The 16,647-nt window shown below is 33.9% G+C and carries 14 protein-coding genes and 1 pseudogene; 5 read left to right on the forward strand and 10 right to left on the reverse strand.

Annotated features, from left to right (window positions below; translation table 11 throughout):
• Window positions 1-2: 2 nt before the first annotated feature.
• From B0A67_RS21300 to B0A67_RS21315, 4 genes are all read right to left on the reverse strand, one after another.
• Window positions 3-371, reverse strand: coding sequence for a BlaI/MecI/CopY family transcriptional regulator (locus B0A67_RS21300; RefSeq protein ID WP_072964471.1), 369 nt, complete (start codon window positions 369-371; stop codon window positions 3-5).
• Window positions 372-398: 27 nt separating this feature from the next.
• Complete coding sequence (locus tag B0A67_RS21305; protein ID WP_072964470.1) at window positions 399-1,979, reverse strand: M56 family metallopeptidase; 1,581 nt, start codon at window positions 1,977-1,979, stop codon at window positions 399-401.
• 6 nt (window positions 1,980-1,985) lie between these two features.
• Complete coding sequence (locus B0A67_RS21310; RefSeq protein ID WP_072964469.1) at window positions 1,986-2,354, reverse strand: BlaI/MecI/CopY family transcriptional regulator; 369 nt, start codon at window positions 2,352-2,354, stop codon at window positions 1,986-1,988.
• Between the two features lie 339 nt (window positions 2,355-2,693).
• Window positions 2,694-3,911, reverse strand: coding sequence for an MDR family MFS transporter (locus B0A67_RS21315; RefSeq protein WP_072964468.1), 1,218 nt, complete (start codon window positions 3,909-3,911; stop codon window positions 2,694-2,696).
• A 97-nt stretch (window positions 3,912-4,008) separates the two neighbouring features.
• Here B0A67_RS21315 and B0A67_RS21320 point away from each other — a divergent pair, with 97 nt between their 5' ends.
• The 5 genes from B0A67_RS21320 (at window position 4,009) to B0A67_RS21340 (ending at window position 7,712) form a co-directional block, all read left to right on the forward strand.
• On the forward strand, window positions 4,009-4,608 hold the full coding sequence (locus tag B0A67_RS21320) for a DUF1684 domain-containing protein (RefSeq protein WP_072964499.1): 600 nt from the start codon (window positions 4,009-4,011) through the stop codon (window positions 4,606-4,608).
• Window positions 4,608-5,279 (forward strand): TatD family hydrolase, encoded by a 672-nt coding sequence (locus B0A67_RS21325; RefSeq protein ID WP_072964467.1) that lies wholly within the window; start codon window positions 4,608-4,610, stop codon window positions 5,277-5,279. The genes B0A67_RS21320 and B0A67_RS21325 overlap by 1 nt, the downstream gene beginning before the upstream one ends.
• Window positions 5,280-5,303: 24 nt before the next feature.
• Window positions 5,304-6,020 carry a tRNA threonylcarbamoyladenosine dehydratase gene (locus tag B0A67_RS21330; RefSeq protein WP_072964466.1) on the forward strand — a complete coding sequence of 239 codons (717 nt, stop codon included), beginning with the start codon at window positions 5,304-5,306 and terminating at the stop codon, window positions 6,018-6,020.
• Between the two features lie 118 nt (window positions 6,021-6,138).
• Complete coding sequence (locus B0A67_RS21335; protein WP_072964465.1) at window positions 6,139-6,801, forward strand: HAD family hydrolase; 663 nt, start codon at window positions 6,139-6,141, stop codon at window positions 6,799-6,801.
• 68 nt (window positions 6,802-6,869) lie between these two features.
• Window positions 6,870-7,712, forward strand: coding sequence for a DUF2911 domain-containing protein (locus tag B0A67_RS21340; RefSeq protein ID WP_072964464.1), 843 nt, complete (start codon window positions 6,870-6,872; stop codon window positions 7,710-7,712).
• A 95-nt stretch (window positions 7,713-7,807) separates the two neighbouring features.
• On the opposite strand, the gene B0A67_RS21345 is transcribed toward B0A67_RS21340, so the two are convergent.
• The 6 genes and pseudogenes from B0A67_RS21345 to B0A67_RS21370 all read right to left on the reverse strand — a co-directional run bounded on the left by B0A67_RS21345 (window position 7,808) and on the right by B0A67_RS21370 (window position 16,568).
• The gene (locus B0A67_RS21345; protein WP_072964463.1) at window positions 7,808-8,437 is read right to left on the reverse strand and encodes an MCP four helix bundle domain-containing protein; all 630 of its coding nucleotides are present in this window, start codon (window positions 8,435-8,437) and stop codon (window positions 7,808-7,810) included.
• Between the two features lie 434 nt (window positions 8,438-8,871).
• On the reverse strand, window positions 8,872-9,174 hold the full coding sequence (locus B0A67_RS24830) for a hypothetical protein (RefSeq protein ID WP_123887452.1): 303 nt from the start codon (window positions 9,172-9,174) through the stop codon (window positions 8,872-8,874).
• A gap of 225 nt (window positions 9,175-9,399) precedes the next feature.
• Window positions 9,400-11,135: pseudogene (locus B0A67_RS21355) on the reverse strand (sodium:solute symporter).
• A gap of 122 nt (window positions 11,136-11,257) precedes the next feature.
• On the reverse strand, window positions 11,258-13,789 hold the full coding sequence (locus B0A67_RS21360; protein WP_072964461.1) for a PIG-L family deacetylase: 2,532 nt from the start codon (window positions 13,787-13,789) through the stop codon (window positions 11,258-11,260).
• A 238-nt stretch (window positions 13,790-14,027) separates the two neighbouring features.
• Complete coding sequence (locus tag B0A67_RS21365) at window positions 14,028-14,552, reverse strand: hypothetical protein (protein ID WP_072964460.1); 525 nt, start codon at window positions 14,550-14,552, stop codon at window positions 14,028-14,030.
• Between the two features lie 192 nt (window positions 14,553-14,744).
• A complete protein-coding gene (locus B0A67_RS21370) occupies window positions 14,745-16,568 on the reverse strand; it encodes a BamA/TamA family outer membrane protein (RefSeq protein WP_072964459.1) in 1,824 nt (607 codons plus the stop codon).
• Between the last annotated feature and the right edge of the window lie 79 nt (window positions 16,569-16,647).

Raw genomic sequence — 16,647 nt, forward strand, 5'->3', positions numbered from 1 at the left:
CTCTATTTTACTTCTATTGGACTTTCGATCATGGCCAATATTTCACGTAATTCTGCTGCTGAAATTTTTTCTTCTTTGGCAAAAAACGAAACCATATTTTTATACGAACTATCAAAATAGTTATCGATGGCAGTGTTCATGTACTTTTTGCTATACGACTCCAGAGTAACTGTTGCATAATACTGGTGCGTATTTCCAAATGCATTATGTGCTGCAAATCCTTTTTCTTCCAGGTTACGCACAATAGTCGAAAGTGTATTATAATGCGGTTGATCTTCAGTGATTTCAGACTGAATCTCTTTTACGAATGCTTTTTTGAGCTTCCATAAAATTTGCATGATTTCTTCTTCTTTATTGGTGAGTTTTTGCATTTTCGTTCTTTCGAAATTTAAACAATGCTACTGATGGGTTTCTATTATAATAACACCATCTTTTCCTTTGTCTCCATATTTGGCTATTGCCATATCTCCTTTTAAAACATTCATAGTTTTAATGTCTCCGGATTTATAATTGTCAAAACTAAAGCTCGAAGGCATCTCAACTCCATCGATAATTACAAGTCTTTTTCCGTTACTGTCATTTTTACCGGAACCTGAAACAATAATTTGGGCACCACCATTACTGGTTGTTATTTTTGTAGTGGTATTGTTGTCTGAGCCTGTTGTTATAGTAGTTTCAGTATCATTGTTACTATTAGTGCCAGTTTTTGTACTAACATTAGAATTAGTGCTATCATTTGTTTTTACTTTAGTTTTTTGTTGTTTAATAGTCACAGTTTTTGAATCTTTGCTTGTTGCATCAGCAGTTTGAATACCTACTTTTTTACTGCCATCGCTTTCTGTAGTAACTACTATGGCGAAATCTTTGATGGTCTGATTTCCTCCTGTTTGAATAGATTGTGATTGCTGATCTCCATTTTTAAGATCAATTTTAAGTGATGTCAGATCGTTTTCAGCATTTCTTTTTATTTCAGAAGCATCAAAGTCAATATTATGAATTGATTTCAATTTTTCTTTGATTTCTTTTAATTGCGAATCTGTAGCATTTTTTTTGATTTTGTAAATATCTACAGATTTAATTTTCTCAGAAAGTTCTTTTGTAACCTGCTGTTTTTCTTTTGCTTCTATTTCAATTTGAAATAAAAAGACAAAAGCCACAAGTGCAGGAATTACAATACTAAATTTCCATAAATTTCTCTTTTTTGATTGATTTTTGTTTAACATAATGATTCGTTTTTTGATTAATGATTGATAAAAATGATTGGTAATGGCAACACAATTTTCATGTGTTGTTATTTTTAAAAGTGTGTATTGATAGGCTTTCTTATCGGATATTTTTTGTGCAGCTTCATTATCAGCGATGAACTCAAGGTTTTGCAAAATTGCTTTTTTGTAGCCCCACATAATCGGGTTAAACCAAAACAAAACACAAAATATTCTTGATATTAAAACATCTATAGTATGGTTTTGCTCGCAGTGCACTTTTTCATGTTCAATAATACTTTTTAATTCTGAGGATGTAAACATTGATGAGTTGTAAACGATATAATCAAAATAGGAGAAGGGAGCAATATTCTCTTTTATATCAATAAATTTAAAATCAGCTTGTTGTTTAACTTTCTTACCTTTTAAAACAGAATTTAAACTATAAAAATCGATTGCAAGTTTTATCATTAAAGCTATTAGCCCAATAATATAAATCGCGATTAGAAGAATATTCCAATTAATGTTAAAAGAAGAATTGCTATCAACTTGCGGTGTAAAAATGGGCTGGTTTTGAGCTGTAAGAAGAGTAGGATCTACCAAGACTGTTTTAGTATATACTATAAAAGGTAAAATTATCGACGTGAATAAACCAGCTAATAAAAACCATCTGTTACTAGTGAAAAAAGTCTCCTTGCGTAATAAAAAGTAGTAAGCACAGTAAAACAAGACTAAGAGCCCACTTGATTTTGCGATAAACATAAAAAGTGCTTCCATAATTAATTATTTTTCTTCTTTAGGATTTTCGATCATAGCTAAGATTTCACGTAATTCAGCTGCTGAAATTTTTTCTTCTTTAGCAAAAAAGGAAACCATATTTTTATAAGAGCTATTAAAATAGTTGTCAATAGCAGTATTCATATATTTTTTACTGTAAGCTTCTAAAGTAATTACAGGATAATATTGATGCGTGTTTCCAAAGGCGTCATGACCAACAAAACCTTTCTCCTCAAGATTGCGCACAATAGTAGATAATGTATTATAATGAGGTTGATCTTCAGTAATCTCTGCCTGAATTTCTTTTACGAATGCTTTTTTGAGCTTCCATAAAATTTGCATGATTTCTTCTTCCTTGTTTGTTAACTTTTGCATGTTTTCTTATTTTAATTCAAACCTACAACTATTTTTCTAGTTACACAACTATAAAAATAGTTATTTAACTAAAAAATACGTTTGATCAGTTTTTCTGTATAGAAAAGCTTCGCGCAACTCGTTAAACTTTGAGTCGGAGTGAGAACAAAAAAATGAACAGAAAAGCGCGCAAAGATTTTAAAATTAGGTAGTTGTTATAAAACCGAAAAGTTCGCAAAAGCTTTATAGTGATCAAGCTTTTGCGAACTTTATGTTTTCTGACACTTACTTACCAGATAAAAAAATAACGCATTTTGCGGTAAAACTCGCGAAGTAATTGTATCCCAATAGAATTAAAACCTATGAAACTTTCTCTCTAAGCAGTGCTTTTTTAATCCACAAACAACAAAGTGTTGCAATAACCCCAATGCAAGCCATGAAAAGCCAATTGATTTGATAACCCAATCGGGAGATAATTTCGAAACCGACTTTTGAACTTATAATATGAGCCAGACTAAAACTCATTGTGTAGAGTGCCATATAACGGCCTTCCTGACCGCGGGGTGCACGGCTTAATGCAAAAGCATTAGAAAACGGAAAAGTTAGAATCTCACCAATCGAGATACAAATCATACTGATAATAAGAATCCCTGCCCAAACATTAATCAGTAATAAAAAGAAGCTCGAAGCCATAACAAATGATCCCAGAATAATGATCCTTATCTTAGGAAAACCTTTTCTCTCCATAAAACCAACGGTTGGCATTTCGAGTGCAAATATTAAGAGTCCGTTTAGCGTCATTAATAAACCGGTTTGGAATTCGCTTAAGCCAAATTTTTCATTATGATACAAAGGCAGAGTCGTAAAAAGCTGAAAGAAAATCATAGCGGTGATAAAACTCACAAATAAGAAAACCCAAAAAATCTTATCATGAAAAACTGATTTTATATCTGCAGCGCTTTCGGTTTTGTCTTCATGAACTACTTTTTTCTTCTCCTTCACCAACAGGGCGAAAATCGAAATCGAAATAATACACGATGCGCCATCAATCCAGAATAATCCGGAATACCCAATTCCCATAATAATTAAGCCTCCCAAAGCAGGTCCGGCAGCGAAACCAAGATTTACTGCTAAACGTACTAAAGTCAAAGCGCGGGTTCTGTTTTCGGGTTTGGCATAAGCGCCCAGAGAAACAAACATTGCCGGCCTGAACATATCTGCAATCGTCATTAGAGCAAACATTGCGATACATAACGTCCAAAAAGTGGTAATATACTGAATAAAGAAAAGCGAAACTCCGCTGGTAAACAGACTAAAAATCATGATTTTGTAAAAACCAATTTTATCAGATAATTTTCCGCCCAGCCAGGAACCTAACATTGATCCTAAACCAAATGCAACCATAATCCAGCCGACCTGATTATAAGTAAAATGAAGGTCTTCTTTTAAATACTTAGATAAAAAAGGAAGTACCATTGTCCCGGCACGATTGATAAATGTAACAATTGTAAGTATCCAAATTTCTCTTGAAAATCCTTTAAAATTATTGATATAGTGACTAAAGGCAGTTTTGAGCATTATAAATATGTTATTTGCAGCAAAGTTAGCAAACTTTGTACAGATCATCGGTTGCCTCTTTGTTACTTTTAAACTATTTTTGCTCAAAATTTCTAAGATGAAAAATGTTATTGCTTTTCTAGTGTTATTACTAGTGAATTTTTGTTTTGGTCAAAATAAATTTGATCAGAGTGAAGCTGAAAAATTTCAAAAGAAAATAAATTCAGAATATGCTGATCCTAAAGAAAGCCCGTTGATGGAAGAAGATTTGAAAACTTTTAAAAGTTTAGATTTTTATCCTGTAAATGGAAAGTATTTTGTGAATGCCAAATTCGAAAAAGCAAAAAAAGAAAAGGTGTTCGAAATGAAAACTACCGGAACAAGAACGCCTAAGTATATAAAATACGGAACTTTATATTTTACTATAGATGGTGTTGACCTAAAATTGAATGTATATCGCAATATTGAGCTTTCGAAAACCAAAGAATACAAAGATCATTTGTTTCTTCCGTTTTCAGATTTAACAAGCGGCAAGGAAAGCTATATCGGAGGAAGATATATCGACCTGAAAATCCCGAAAGGAAACACGATTGCAGTCGATTTTAATCAGGCATACAATCCGTATTGCGCTTATAATCATAAGTATTCCTGTCCGTTAGTTCCTTTAGAAAATGATTTGAACGTTGCAATTAAGGCTGGAGTAAAAACATTTCATTAATGGAATTCTTTAATTTTCATACCCATCAATTCACGAATCGATCGGCTATTTTGGAATTAGTGAATCAATATCCAAATGAGTTTGACGCTTCGATTCCGTTTTATTCTATCGGAATTCATCCGTGGTATATTAAGGAAGATCAAATTGATGAAGATTTGAGAATTATAGAAGAAAAATTGCAAACCAAAAATTGTCTGGCAATTGGCGAATGCGGTTTAGACAAGCGAATTGAAATTCCGTTAGAACAACAAATTATAGTTTTTGAAAAACAATTGGCTTTGGCCGAAAAATATAAAAAACCGGTTGTGATACATTGCGTAGCTGCTTTTCAGGAAGTAATTGCGATTAAAAAGAAAATGAAAATATCGGTTCCTATGATTATTCATGGTTTTTCGAAAAATAGTCAAATCGCCAATCAGTTGATTAAGGCAGGATTTTATCTTTCATTTGGAAAATATTTACTAAGAAATCCAGATTTAAAGACTGTTTTTGAAAATATTCCGAATGATCGTTTTTTTCTGGAAACAGATACTGTTGAAGAAAATATTAAACAAGTTTATGATTTAGCAGCAGAATATAAAAATATAACAATCAAAGAATTGCAAGGGATTATCTCAAGTAATTTTAATAATGTTTTTCAGGACAAGAACCTGAAACATGAAACAATTTAAACTAAAAAAACAATAATTTAGGATATGGCAGAGTGGACAGAAAGAGCCGAGCTTTTATTTACGAAAGAAGGATTACAAAATTTGCAAAACTCAAATGTTTTGGTAGTAGGTTTGGGAGGAGTAGGGTCATTTGCTGCTGAATTTTTGGCACGGGCAGGAGTAGGAAGCATGACAATTGTAGATGGAGATGTCGTAGATATTACGAATATCAACAGACAATTACCTGCATTACATTCTACTGTTGGACAACCAAAAATTACTATTGTTGGAGATCGTTTGATGGATATTAATCCGGAACTGAAGCTAACACGTGTACAGGAATTTTTATCCCCTGAAAGGGCTTTTGAAATCGTTGCTCCTGACTTTGATTATGTTTTAGACTGTATCGACAGTATTACTCCAAAGTTGAATTTAATTATTGGGGCAAAACGCAAAAGAGTTAAGATCATCAGCAGCATGGGTGCAGGTGGAAAAATGTTGGCTTCTAAAGTAAAAGTAACAGACATATCGAAAACGATCAATTGCTATTTTTCTAAAGCCATTAGAAAACGTCTGAAAGCAGAAAAAATAAATAAATTAAAAGTAGTTTTCTCTTCTGAAATTCAGGATGAAAAGAGCTTAAAACTAACGGACGGGAAAAACTTTAAAAAGTCGTTTTATGGCACAAATAGTTATATGCCCGGCTTATTTGGTCTTTATGTTGCCGAAACCGTGATTAGGTATTTGTTGAAAAAAGAGTGATTAAGATACTAAGGTTCTAAGTTGCTAAGTTGTTAAACTAAAAAAAGCTTAGAGACTTAGTAACTCAGAATCTCAGAGCCTTAAAAAAAAAACTCAAAACCTTAGTACTTTAAGAAAAATGATAAAAACAGTAATTTTTGATATGGATGGCGTAATTGTAGACACTGAACCTGTTCACCGTTATGCTTATTACAAACAATTTTCAGAATTAGAAATAGAAGTAAGCGAAGAAATGTATACTTCATTTACCGGATTTTCGACCCGTAATACGTTTCAGACCTTAAAAGGATTTTTTCCGGCAATCAAACATGAAGTCGAAGATCTGATTCAAAGAAAGAGAAGCATATTTAATGATGCTTTTGATACTAAAGAAGATTTATACTTGCTTGAAGGTGTCGAAGATCTTATTAAAGATTTATATGCGAGCGGTATACAATTGATTTTAGCTTCGTCAGCTTCAAAAGTAACAATCGATCGTGTTTTTACCCGATTCAATTTGCATCAATATTTTACGGATATTGTGAGTGGAGAAGATTTTCCGCAATCGAAGCCCAATCCGGCCATCTTTTTGCATGCAGCTTCATTATCAATTGCTCCAAAAGAAAACTGTATCATCATAGAAGACAGTACAAATGGGGTAAAAGCAGCGAAGGCAGCGGGAATATTTTGTGTTGGTTATAACAGTCATCATTCGAAATTGCAGGATTTATCTGAGGCAGATATAATTATCAATCATTTTGTCGAGTTAAACGCCCGAAAAATATCACAATTAAGGGGCTGAATTATATAAAATTTAACATTTGTTCGGTATTTGAATTTGTAAATTTGAACAAACAAATAAACTTAAACATGAAAAAACTACTTATTGCATTGGCCATTGTCTTGGCTCCTTTTGCTACAGAAGCACAGATAAAAACACCACAAGCGAGTCCTAAAGGTTATATCAAACAGACAGTTGGTTTAACTGATGTTGAAGTTACTTATTCAAGACCGGGAGCGAGAGGCAGAGCGGTATTTGGAAATTTAGTTCCGTTTGGTAAATTATGGAGAACGGGAGCTAACGAAAATACAATCATAAATTTTAGTGATGATGTAGTAATCGATGGTAAAACATTGAAAAAAGGAAAATATGCAATTTATACTATTCCAAAAATAGAAAGCTGGGAAGTGATTTTTTATCTTTCTACTGATAACTGGGGATTGCCTGAAAACTGGAGCGATTCGTATGTTGCTTTAAGAACTACTGTAAAAGAGGATGCTTTACCAACTCCTCTTGAGACTTTTACGATTGGAATTAATGGATTAGATCCAAATTTTGGATATTTAGATATGGCTTGGGAAAACTCTCATGTGGCTTTGAAATTTGAAGTTCCTACTGCGAAAATTGCAACAGCAAGTATCGAAAAAACATTGGCAGGACCAACTTCTAGTGACTATTTTGCTGCAGCTACTTATTTGTTTCAATCAAATGGAAACATCGAAACAGCGAGAACTTACATAGACAAATCATTGGATATGAGTACTGAAAAACCATATTTTATCCTAAGATTAAAAGCACAAATCCAGGCAAAGCAAGGTGATAAAAAAGGAGCTGTTGAAACTGCAAAAGCATCACTTGCTGCTGCTGAAGCTGCTAACAATCAGGATTACGTAAAATTGAATAAAGACAGTATTGCTGAGTGGAGCAGATAATTCTTTAAATTTAAAAATATTAAAAATCCAAATTCCAAAGCTTTTATAAGTTTTAGAATTTGGATTTTTTTGTTATCTAAATATTTTTGTAGAAACTAATTCATACTTGGCGGTTCCGGAATCTTGATGCTTCTTTTGATTTTCTTTACGATTAACAGATAAAAGGTGATTCCGCCCAGAATGATAAGCAATGCAATTTGCAATTGCCCTAAACTATTGTTTTTGCTATACATGGCGTTAGCGCTTGCTAATTTTGCTTTTCCTTCCTGAATCTGAATTTGTGATAAAGACTCTAAAGTCGTTAAGGCATCGTGGCTCAGACTAGCAATCTTGCTCCAGTTTTTGTTGGCGACCTGTTTGTCTATTTCTTTACAGGAACTTAAAAGAATATCAAAATACTGTTTTTCTTTATTGGTCAAAACGGTTTTTGCATATAGATCATCGATATTATGAATGATGCTTAAAGTATGAATGATTTCATCCTTTTTGATATTATCGCTTAAATCTAGTTTTTCAGCCTCGGCTTTTATAAAATGAAGCTCTTTTGAATATTGAAAAATATAATGCGCCACGACCAATCGATCTTTATAAATCTCGTTAATGTTTTTGTTTACGTTTTTTGAATTTTGCAGCGTATTAAAATTCCCCAGCAAAATCAATAGCATCACAATAAGTAAAATAAAAGCGGCCTTCGTCTTATTGCTATATTTCTTCAGGTCCTTCATAGTGATGTATTTTTGCTAATTTGTAAACAGTTAGTTTCTCAAAGATAGAATTTTTGATGTAGAATAAAAATGTTTTAGCTTTTACCATCTTTAGCAAGGTTTTAAAGTTTGATAATGATATTTTAAAACTTTAATAAATAGAGCAGTATATTTTAGCATTATAATTTTAAGGAGCCATTTACTTTGTCAGTTCGCTATCGCTCGTGCAATGTCATTAAGTTAAGAAAAAATAGCTGAAATACTGTACCGAATAAATCTCACGCAAAGTCGCCAAGCCGCCAAGTTTACGCCTAAAACCTTTGCACTTTTGCGTCTTTGCGCGAAAAAGAATTAACCATTAATTAGATCAAAATAGCTTAATTTAATGACATTGATCGCTCGTGTCCAGCTATCCGTTTCTATCCGGGCCTGGCAATCTCATTTTTTAAGAAAAATTATCTAACCAAATTTTGTTTTATCAATTGCATCGTTTGCTTGTTTACAATATCAGCTCCACGTCTTAAAAAAGGAGGATTTGTACATTCTCCGTAACTGATATAAACAATATGGCTATCGTCCTGAAGATTTTTATTTTTTTCTTTTTCTATCAATGAACTTTCCATTCCCATAATCAAAATAACAGGATTCTTTTCATTGTACAATTGTGTTGCAATGCCTCTTAATCTTTCTTCTGCAACCATTTGAATATTTTTCTCAGGATATTGCAATAGAAACATACAATACATAAGAGAACACATCTTTATATTTTTAAATGCAGGGTACTTTTCCAAGATCTCAGAACCTTGATTTAAATTTTGAAAACACTTTGTAAAAAGCTCATTTGCGATCGAATTATCTTCAATTTTAATACTGTCAACAGCATTTTGACTTTTTACCTGAAAGCCTAAAATTAGCAGTAGGAGGAAAAGAATATTTTTCAAATTTTTCACAGAATACTGTATTTAATCCAACAAAAGCTTTTCTTACTCCAAAACCACTTCTTCAGTATGAGGCTCTTTCCTGAAAAACAGAAACTGCATTAACAAAGACAAAATAATAGTCAGCATTGCTCCAATAAAATTAAGCCATAAATAACCTAATTTTTCCTGACCGCTTGGGTAAATGGCAATCGTAAAATAGAAAATAATAAATATTGTGATCTGGCTGATAATGGCGCTGATAAACATTGCTTTTGCTTTTACACGACGAAGATAGAATCCCACTAAAAAGATCCCCAAAACAGTTCCGTAGAAAATAGACCCAATGATATTCACCAATTGAATTAAATTCTCAAACAACGTACCCACGCAGGCAAAAGTATTGCTACAATTCCCCAGAATAGAGTAAAAAACTTGGTAGCATATAGATAATGCTTTTCGGATTTTTCGGTTTTCAGATTACGTTTATAGATGTCTATTGCTGTTGTCGATGCCAAAGCATTTAATCCCGAAGCGGTCGATGACATTGCAGCGGAAAGTATTACGGCTAACAATAAACCAATAAGTCCTTTTGGCAGATAGTTCAATATAAAGTGAAAAAACACATAATCTTTATCATTTGTTTCGCTGCGCGGATCAGCTCTTAAAATGATTTCTTTAGCGCGATCTCTCAGGTCTTTTTCTTTATTTGATAATGTTACTAATTCCTTTCGCAAAATTGGATTATCAAAATCCTGGTTCAGCTGATCGATGTACAATAAATTGATTACTTTTTTATCTTCGGAAAGCGTGCTTAATTTTTTCTCTAAACCGTGATATTCTTCTTTATAGGCAGATTTTTCAATTACAATTTTATTGTTCGGATTAAAATTTAAGGGAACAGGATTGAATTGGAAGAATACAAAAACCATAACTCCTGTTAACAGAATAAAAAATTGCATTGGTACTTTTAAAAGTCCGTTCATAATCAGTCCCATTTGGCTTTCCCTTACTGATTTTCCGGACAAGTAACGTCCAACCTGTGACTGATCAGTTCCAAAATAGGCAAGGGCGAGGAAAAAACCTCCCGTAATTCCGCTCCAGAAAGTATATTTCTCTTCCGGATTAAACGAGAAATCTACGATATTCATTTTATCATTCGCACCTGCAATATGCAATGCGCTGGTAAAAGTCATATCATTTGGCAAGTAATGCAAAATCAGGAAAAACGTAATAAACATTCCGGACATAATCACGAACATCTGTTGTTTCTGTGTTACGTTTACTGCTTTTGTCCCTCCGGAAAAAGTATAAATAATCACGAGAACACCAATCATGATATTCATTAAAGTCAAATTCCAGCCCAAAAGTGCCGACAATATAATCGCAGGCGCATAAATGGTAAGACCTGTTCCTAAACCTCTTTGCACTAAAAACAGAATTGCAGCAAGTGAACGTGTTTTTAGATCGAATCGCTTCTCTAAAAACTCGTAAGCGGTAAAAACTTTGTTTTTATGGTACAACGGTATAAACGTGACGCAAATAACTATCATCGCAATTGGCAATCCGAAATAGAATTGTATAAAACCCATTCCGTCATGATACGCTTGTCCGGGAGTAGATAAAAAAGTAATTGCACTGGCTTGTGTCGCCATTACTGAAAGCCCTACAGTATACCAGGGCGTTTCGTTATTGCCCAGAATAAAATCCTCGACATTTTTACTTCCTTTGGTTTTCCAGGATCCATAACCCACAATAAATAAAAGTGTAACAATAAGTACGATCCAATCAAATAGTTGCATAGGTTATGAGTATAGTTGCATGATTAAGAAAAAAATAAGGATGTAGATAGCATTGGCCACCAGAACATACGTATAGCTTTTTTTCCATTTTTTTGTTTTTTTAGCTTCCATTTTGAATGTTTTTATTTCTTTAATTCTTGTTTTGGAGCTTCTACAGGCTGTTTTAGCGAAATCATATTCGATAACAATCGATATGCGCCGGCAACACCTTCAGGCAATTCTCTAAAAAAGCTTAAACCTGTGTAAATATAGTATCCTTTTCCGTATGGCGCTACCAATAAAGCACCATCTTTAGCAGATTCGCCTTTGTCATGAGACGATAGAATAGGAGTAAACGCAGGATCGTATTGATTAGGATAATACAGACCTTGCTCTTGTGTCCAGCCGTCAAAATCTTTAGAACTGATTTTATTAGGTGTATTCAATATAGGATGATGTGGCGCAAGAAAAGTGACTTTGGCATTTTCCTCGGTCACACGGTCATTAGATATTTTAAGAGGATATGGGGCAATTTGATCGGTTACAGTTTTACCGTAAGTATTGTACTGTACAATCATATTTTTACCACTTTTTACAAAATTGAAAAGTATGTTTTGTTTGTTTGCCAAAGCGTTTACGGTATTATAAGCCCGGATTCCCGTCATTACAACATTAAAGGAATCCAGTTTTTCAGGCGTGATTTCTTCTGGTTTTATGATTGTTACTTTATATCCCATTTGAGCCAGGCTCTCAGGAACTTCATCGCCGGCACCCATAATATAAGCAATTGCATCTCCGTTTGTTTTTAAGTCAATTCGAATGCATTTTGATTCAGACGGTTTGAGAACCATTTGTTTGGTAATGTGACTGTAATCAATAATAGTAAGATCTTTATCAAAACGTTTATTATCTACAACAGCAATGCTTTTAACGACTGCTTCTTCCTGATTTACGGGAGGAGTAACTTCAAAATAAAAGATCTGCTCGTTTCCTTTTTTATCTAAAGTAAAAGGGATTTCTTTTGGCGAAATACTCCAGCTTTTAGGAAGTTCTAACTGTAATTTTCCTTTTATACCATTTTTTCCGGCACGCACTTTTACAGGAATCATTTTACTGGTGGTAGTTCCAAAAATAAGTACTTTTTCTAATATCGAAGTCGTAACTTCCGGAACAATGTCCAGAAAATTATACATTTCGCCTTTTACGCCATCATTATATTTATATACGACAGTACGCTCAAACGGAATTTCGACACCATTTATTTTCAGATTAAAAACAACTTTAACCTGTCTGATAATATCAGGAATACCAATGTTTTCCTGATTCGAAACTGTATACATTCCAACGCTTGCTTTTTCTTTGAGCCAATATGGCTGAGTGTATTCAATACTGTTTGGTAATTGAATCTGTAAGTTGATTTTCTGATCGCTATTATTTTTTAATAGGATATTCTGAATTGTATTTTTATTGTCCGGTAATGAGGTAATGCTTGTCAATTGCATTTCGACAGGAGATCTGTTAATGGCTTCAATACTCAATCGTATCGTACTACCCGGAGTTGCTTCCTGTTCAGTCGCAACGGCTTCTAAATATAAACCGGAGGACGATGCAATGATATTTTTTATTGCAGCTGATTTCAACGCTTTCCAGTGATCGTCTTCTAAAGCTTCGATCATCACATAAGCTTTAACTAAATCCGGAATACTTGCCGACGGATTGCTAAAATCATATTTTGCAATAATAGTAGTGATTAGGTCTCCAATTGGTTTACCGTTTTTAACACGGTTCCATGACGTATCAATTCCTTCAAATATATTGTCACGTTCTTTAGGATTATCGCCATTGATAAGCTCCAGATATTCAGTTTCTTCACCACGGACACCAGTACTTCCGAAACCTTGTGACTGATGACGGCTGCGGCTTAAAGCAGCAATTTCCTGATTCGATTTGCCAATTCCGGTATAATAAACTCCGGTTTCAAGCTTTATAAATTTTGATTTATTAGCAGCATCAAATTTTTCCTGACTTCCGTAAAACCACCAGGATGGATTAAAAAACGTACGCTTTACCTGCCACGATTTTACATATTTTAATTGTTCAGGATATATTTTGGGATCGTTTGTAAGCTTGAAACTTTCAACACTTAACATCGCTGACGCAGTATGATGCCCATGTGTTGTTCCCGGTGAGCGATGATCAAACCTGTTTATGATGACGTCCGGCTGAAATTTTCTGATGGTCCAGACAACATCCGCAAGTACTTTATCTTTATCCCAGAGCTCTAAAGTTTCATCTGGATTTTTTGAATAACCAAAATCATTGGCACGCGAAAAAAATTGTTCGCCGCCATCAATTTTTCTGGCCTCGATGAGTTCCTGAGTTCTTATAACACCCAGTAATTCACGCAATTGCGGACCAATCAAATTCTGGCCCCCGTCGCCACGAGTCAGGGACAAATAACCTGTTCGTGCATTCATTTCGTTTGCCATGTATGAAATTAAACGCGTATTTTCATCATCCGGATGGGCCGCCAGGTACAAAACCGAACCCAAAAAATTCAATTTTTTTATTTGATTGTAAATCTCTACAGAACTTAATTTTTGTGGTTGTTGTGCAAAAGAAAGGGAAATCCCTGTTAAAAAAATAAGAAGAATTTGTATCTGGATTTTTCGCATAGTGTACTTTGGTGTTTTGAAAGAGCTTCAAAAATACTAATTATATCTTTGAACAGTATTTAAATGAAATGTTAATGTTTGGTTATTGATTTTCTTTTTTAAGAAAATTGGTTCAAAAAAATAGCTGTCTGATAAAAATCTAAAAGCTTTTAAGAGAATTAAACCTATGGTAAAGAAATAAAAAAAGAGTATCAGTTATTGATACTCTTTTTTATGAAAATTTGATATTTAGTATTGATTATCTTCTTCCTGAACCATGTCTGCGGTCATCATCATCATGTCTGTCGTGCTTGTTGTGTTTGTCGTGTTTGTTATAATGTTTATTATCATAATGTTTGTAATCTCTACGATCATTACGACGCTCATTATAACCGTAAACTTCTCTTGGTCTGTAAGGTCTTTGAGGCGCACCATGATATCCTTTGTAATATCTTACTTTATGACGATCGAAGTAGGTGTAAGGTGTTCTCCCGTGGTAATCAGTAAGAACTACTTTATAACCTCCGTACAAATCATAATTACTGTATTGTCTTGGTAAACGACTTGTTCTAACCCATCTTCCTCCTCCAAAATAAATAAACTGAGATGCTCTAACATCGTAATACGCTTCAATATCCGGCAGATAATAATATTCCATTTCGGCATATCCTGCAGGTCCCCAGGCTGGAGGTGATCCTATGTTAACATTTATTGATACTTGGGCTTGCGTGGTACTTGCAACCAAAAGAAATAATCCGGCGATTGCTATTCTTATTGTTTTCATTTTGTTCAGTTTTAATATTAATGTTATTCCTGTTTAGGGATATTCATATACTGTGCCAAAAATGAAAACAAAATGTATTTCAACGGATAAAATTGGCGTTTTAACGAGTTTGAAATTGCTTGTAAAGCCGTAAGTTTTTGATTTTTAAAAGATTCGCTAAACTTAAAATTTGGTTAAGAAGAATGTTTTTTCTTATTTATATTCTACAGTTCTTGGTTTTGCCAGCTCAAAATTTTGCAATCCATAATCCGTGGTTTCAAAAGTATTTGTTTTAAATACATTATCGCCCTGATAAGGAATTGTTGGGTAATACGAGATCGAAAGCTGAAACGAACTAAATACTAAATAGTCATTACTGATCAGTAAGCCTAAAGTTACTTTTTGATACGCTTTGTTCCTTCCCATTGCATTATCGGGACTTCCTAATACTGCTACAGTATAATTAAAAAACGGATTCATACGAAATCCCCAAAGCGCATGTGGAGCATATGTTTGCGTCTGCAATGACAATAACATCTTGTTGGTTCCGTAAATAGCACTATTAAAACCAGCCAAACCATTCTGATCGTTTATATTCAGCTGATCACCAATAATATCCTCACGATTCAAACCAATAACTACTTTAGGATTAACGAACTGTCTTAGTTTCCAGGATCCTATGCTGTAAAGTTTGGTAAAATAATTGGTTTCCATCGAAAAAGCCGTCTGATATGTCTTAGATTGATGAAAGAATGTTCCGGCTTCAAAATTCATACTTAAGAATCCCAATCGGTAGTAATTTCCAAAAGAAAACTGCGCACCAACATAAGGCCGCCAGAACGTGTTTTTGTATTGATAACCAAATGTAATTCCGTAAATACGTCCAATAGGGACATCTTCCGTTTGTCCGTTTCTGAAAATATAGTTGTCCTTTATAAATTTACGTCGGTTAAGTCCAATTCCGGCTAAGATAAATTTTTCATCAGAATAGAATCGGGTAGGGTCATAGAGATCAGAAGGTGATTCACTATAATCTACAGTCAGAAAACGAGCGCTGGCAACCAAATTGGTTATCCCGCTTTCATCCTCGAATACTTTAGAAGCGTGTCCTGCCCATAAATCGTAAAAATTATTTTTAAAAGGCTGATACGCATAAGACATATCTGGCGCCTGTAAAGTATCTCTTCTAAAGTTCTGTCCTATATAAACACCGCCGGCCCATTTGGTCAGAGGAGAATAGAAAAGCCGTTCGACATTTATGCTTTTAGTATAATTGTTGTCGAGGTCCATTTTATAAAACAAAGTAGTTCCGATATACGTGTTTTTGATATTAGGAACGGTATAGGTAACTTCATTGGCATTTCGGCCATCATCAAACCGATTCGTAAATTTATATTCAAGTTGTTGGCCTGAGCCAAAAAAGTCTTTTTCTTTTACTCCTAAAGAAACCTGATTGCTGGAAATTGAAAACTTGGGAATAGTACTCCAGGAATCCAGAACCCGTATCGTAACATCGACAGAATCTGAAGCGACACCAACAATTTTATTTGTAATTCTTACCGCTGTTACATATTTCTGAGAACGTATCAAACGCTCTGATTCCTGAACTTTATAAGTGTCGTAAACAGCATTTCTTTTGAACAATAATAAATTAAGAATGGCTATTTTTTTTGTTTTCAAGTGCAATCTGTTTCCCGTTCTTTCTCCCCAATTTCTGGGCATTTGAGTGGTATCATTAACAGAATGCCCAAAAGGATCTAAGGTCACAATATTGATATTGCGAATGATTTTTCCGCTAAAGTCAGTGGTGTCATTTTGTACCAGAATTTCTTTTTTTCGCGTTTTGCTTCCTCGAAAAAATAATTTGTGGACTGTTTGGGTGAATTTATTTTTTTTAGAATAATTCTTAATCCTGTTATATACCTGAATACTGTCCTTTTTATCGTGCGCATCTTTTGTTTTATCTGTCTGAGCATACGTGCTTTGTAAGCAGAAGCATAATAAAAGTAAAGCTATTATTTTTTTGTTTACAGACATTAGATAATTGGTGATGACTAAAGGTTGATTTTGATATGAATATAAGAATTTTCCAGAACTTTTTAATGTTGAAATGCTA

Source organism: Flavobacterium aquidurense, assembly GCF_002217195.1.
Classification (GTDB): Bacteria; Bacteroidota; Bacteroidia; order Flavobacteriales; family Flavobacteriaceae; genus Flavobacterium; species Flavobacterium frigidimaris.

Coding starts and splice junctions, on each gene's coding strand:
- B0A67_RS21360 (WP_072964461.1), bottom strand. CDS start 13,789: ATGCGAAAAATCCAGATACAAATTCTTCTTATTTTTTTAACAGGGATT.
- B0A67_RS21320 (WP_072964499.1), top strand. CDS start 4,009: ATGAAAAATGTTATTGCTTTTCTAGTGTTATTACTAGTGAATTTTTGT.
- B0A67_RS21370 (WP_072964459.1), bottom strand. CDS start 16,568: ATGTCTGTAAACAAAAAAATAATAGCTTTACTTTTATTATGCTTCTGC.
- B0A67_RS21340 (WP_072964464.1), top strand. CDS start 6,870: ATGAAAAAACTACTTATTGCATTGGCCATTGTCTTGGCTCCTTTTGCT.
- B0A67_RS21300 (WP_072964471.1), bottom strand. CDS start 371: ATGCAAAAACTCACCAATAAAGAAGAAGAAATCATGCAAATTTTATGG.
- B0A67_RS21315 (WP_072964468.1), bottom strand. CDS start 3,911: ATGCTCAAAACTGCCTTTAGTCACTATATCAATAATTTTAAAGGATTT.
- B0A67_RS21305 (WP_072964470.1), bottom strand. CDS start 1,979: ATGGAAGCACTTTTTATGTTTATCGCAAAATCAAGTGGGCTCTTAGTC.
- B0A67_RS21335 (WP_072964465.1), top strand. CDS start 6,139: ATGATAAAAACAGTAATTTTTGATATGGATGGCGTAATTGTAGACACT.
- B0A67_RS24830 (WP_123887452.1), bottom strand. CDS start 9,174: ATGTGTTCTCTTATGTATTGTATGTTTCTATTGCAATATCCTGAGAAA.
- B0A67_RS21330 (WP_072964466.1), top strand. CDS start 5,304: ATGGCAGAGTGGACAGAAAGAGCCGAGCTTTTATTTACGAAAGAAGGA.
- B0A67_RS21365 (WP_072964460.1), bottom strand. CDS start 14,552: ATGAAAACAATAAGAATAGCAATCGCCGGATTATTTCTTTTGGTTGCA.
- B0A67_RS21325 (WP_072964467.1), top strand. CDS start 4,608: ATGGAATTCTTTAATTTTCATACCCATCAATTCACGAATCGATCGGCT.
- B0A67_RS21310 (WP_072964469.1), bottom strand. CDS start 2,354: ATGCAAAAGTTAACAAACAAGGAAGAAGAAATCATGCAAATTTTATGG.
- B0A67_RS21345 (WP_072964463.1), bottom strand. CDS start 8,437: ATGAAGGACCTGAAGAAATATAGCAATAAGACGAAGGCCGCTTTTATT.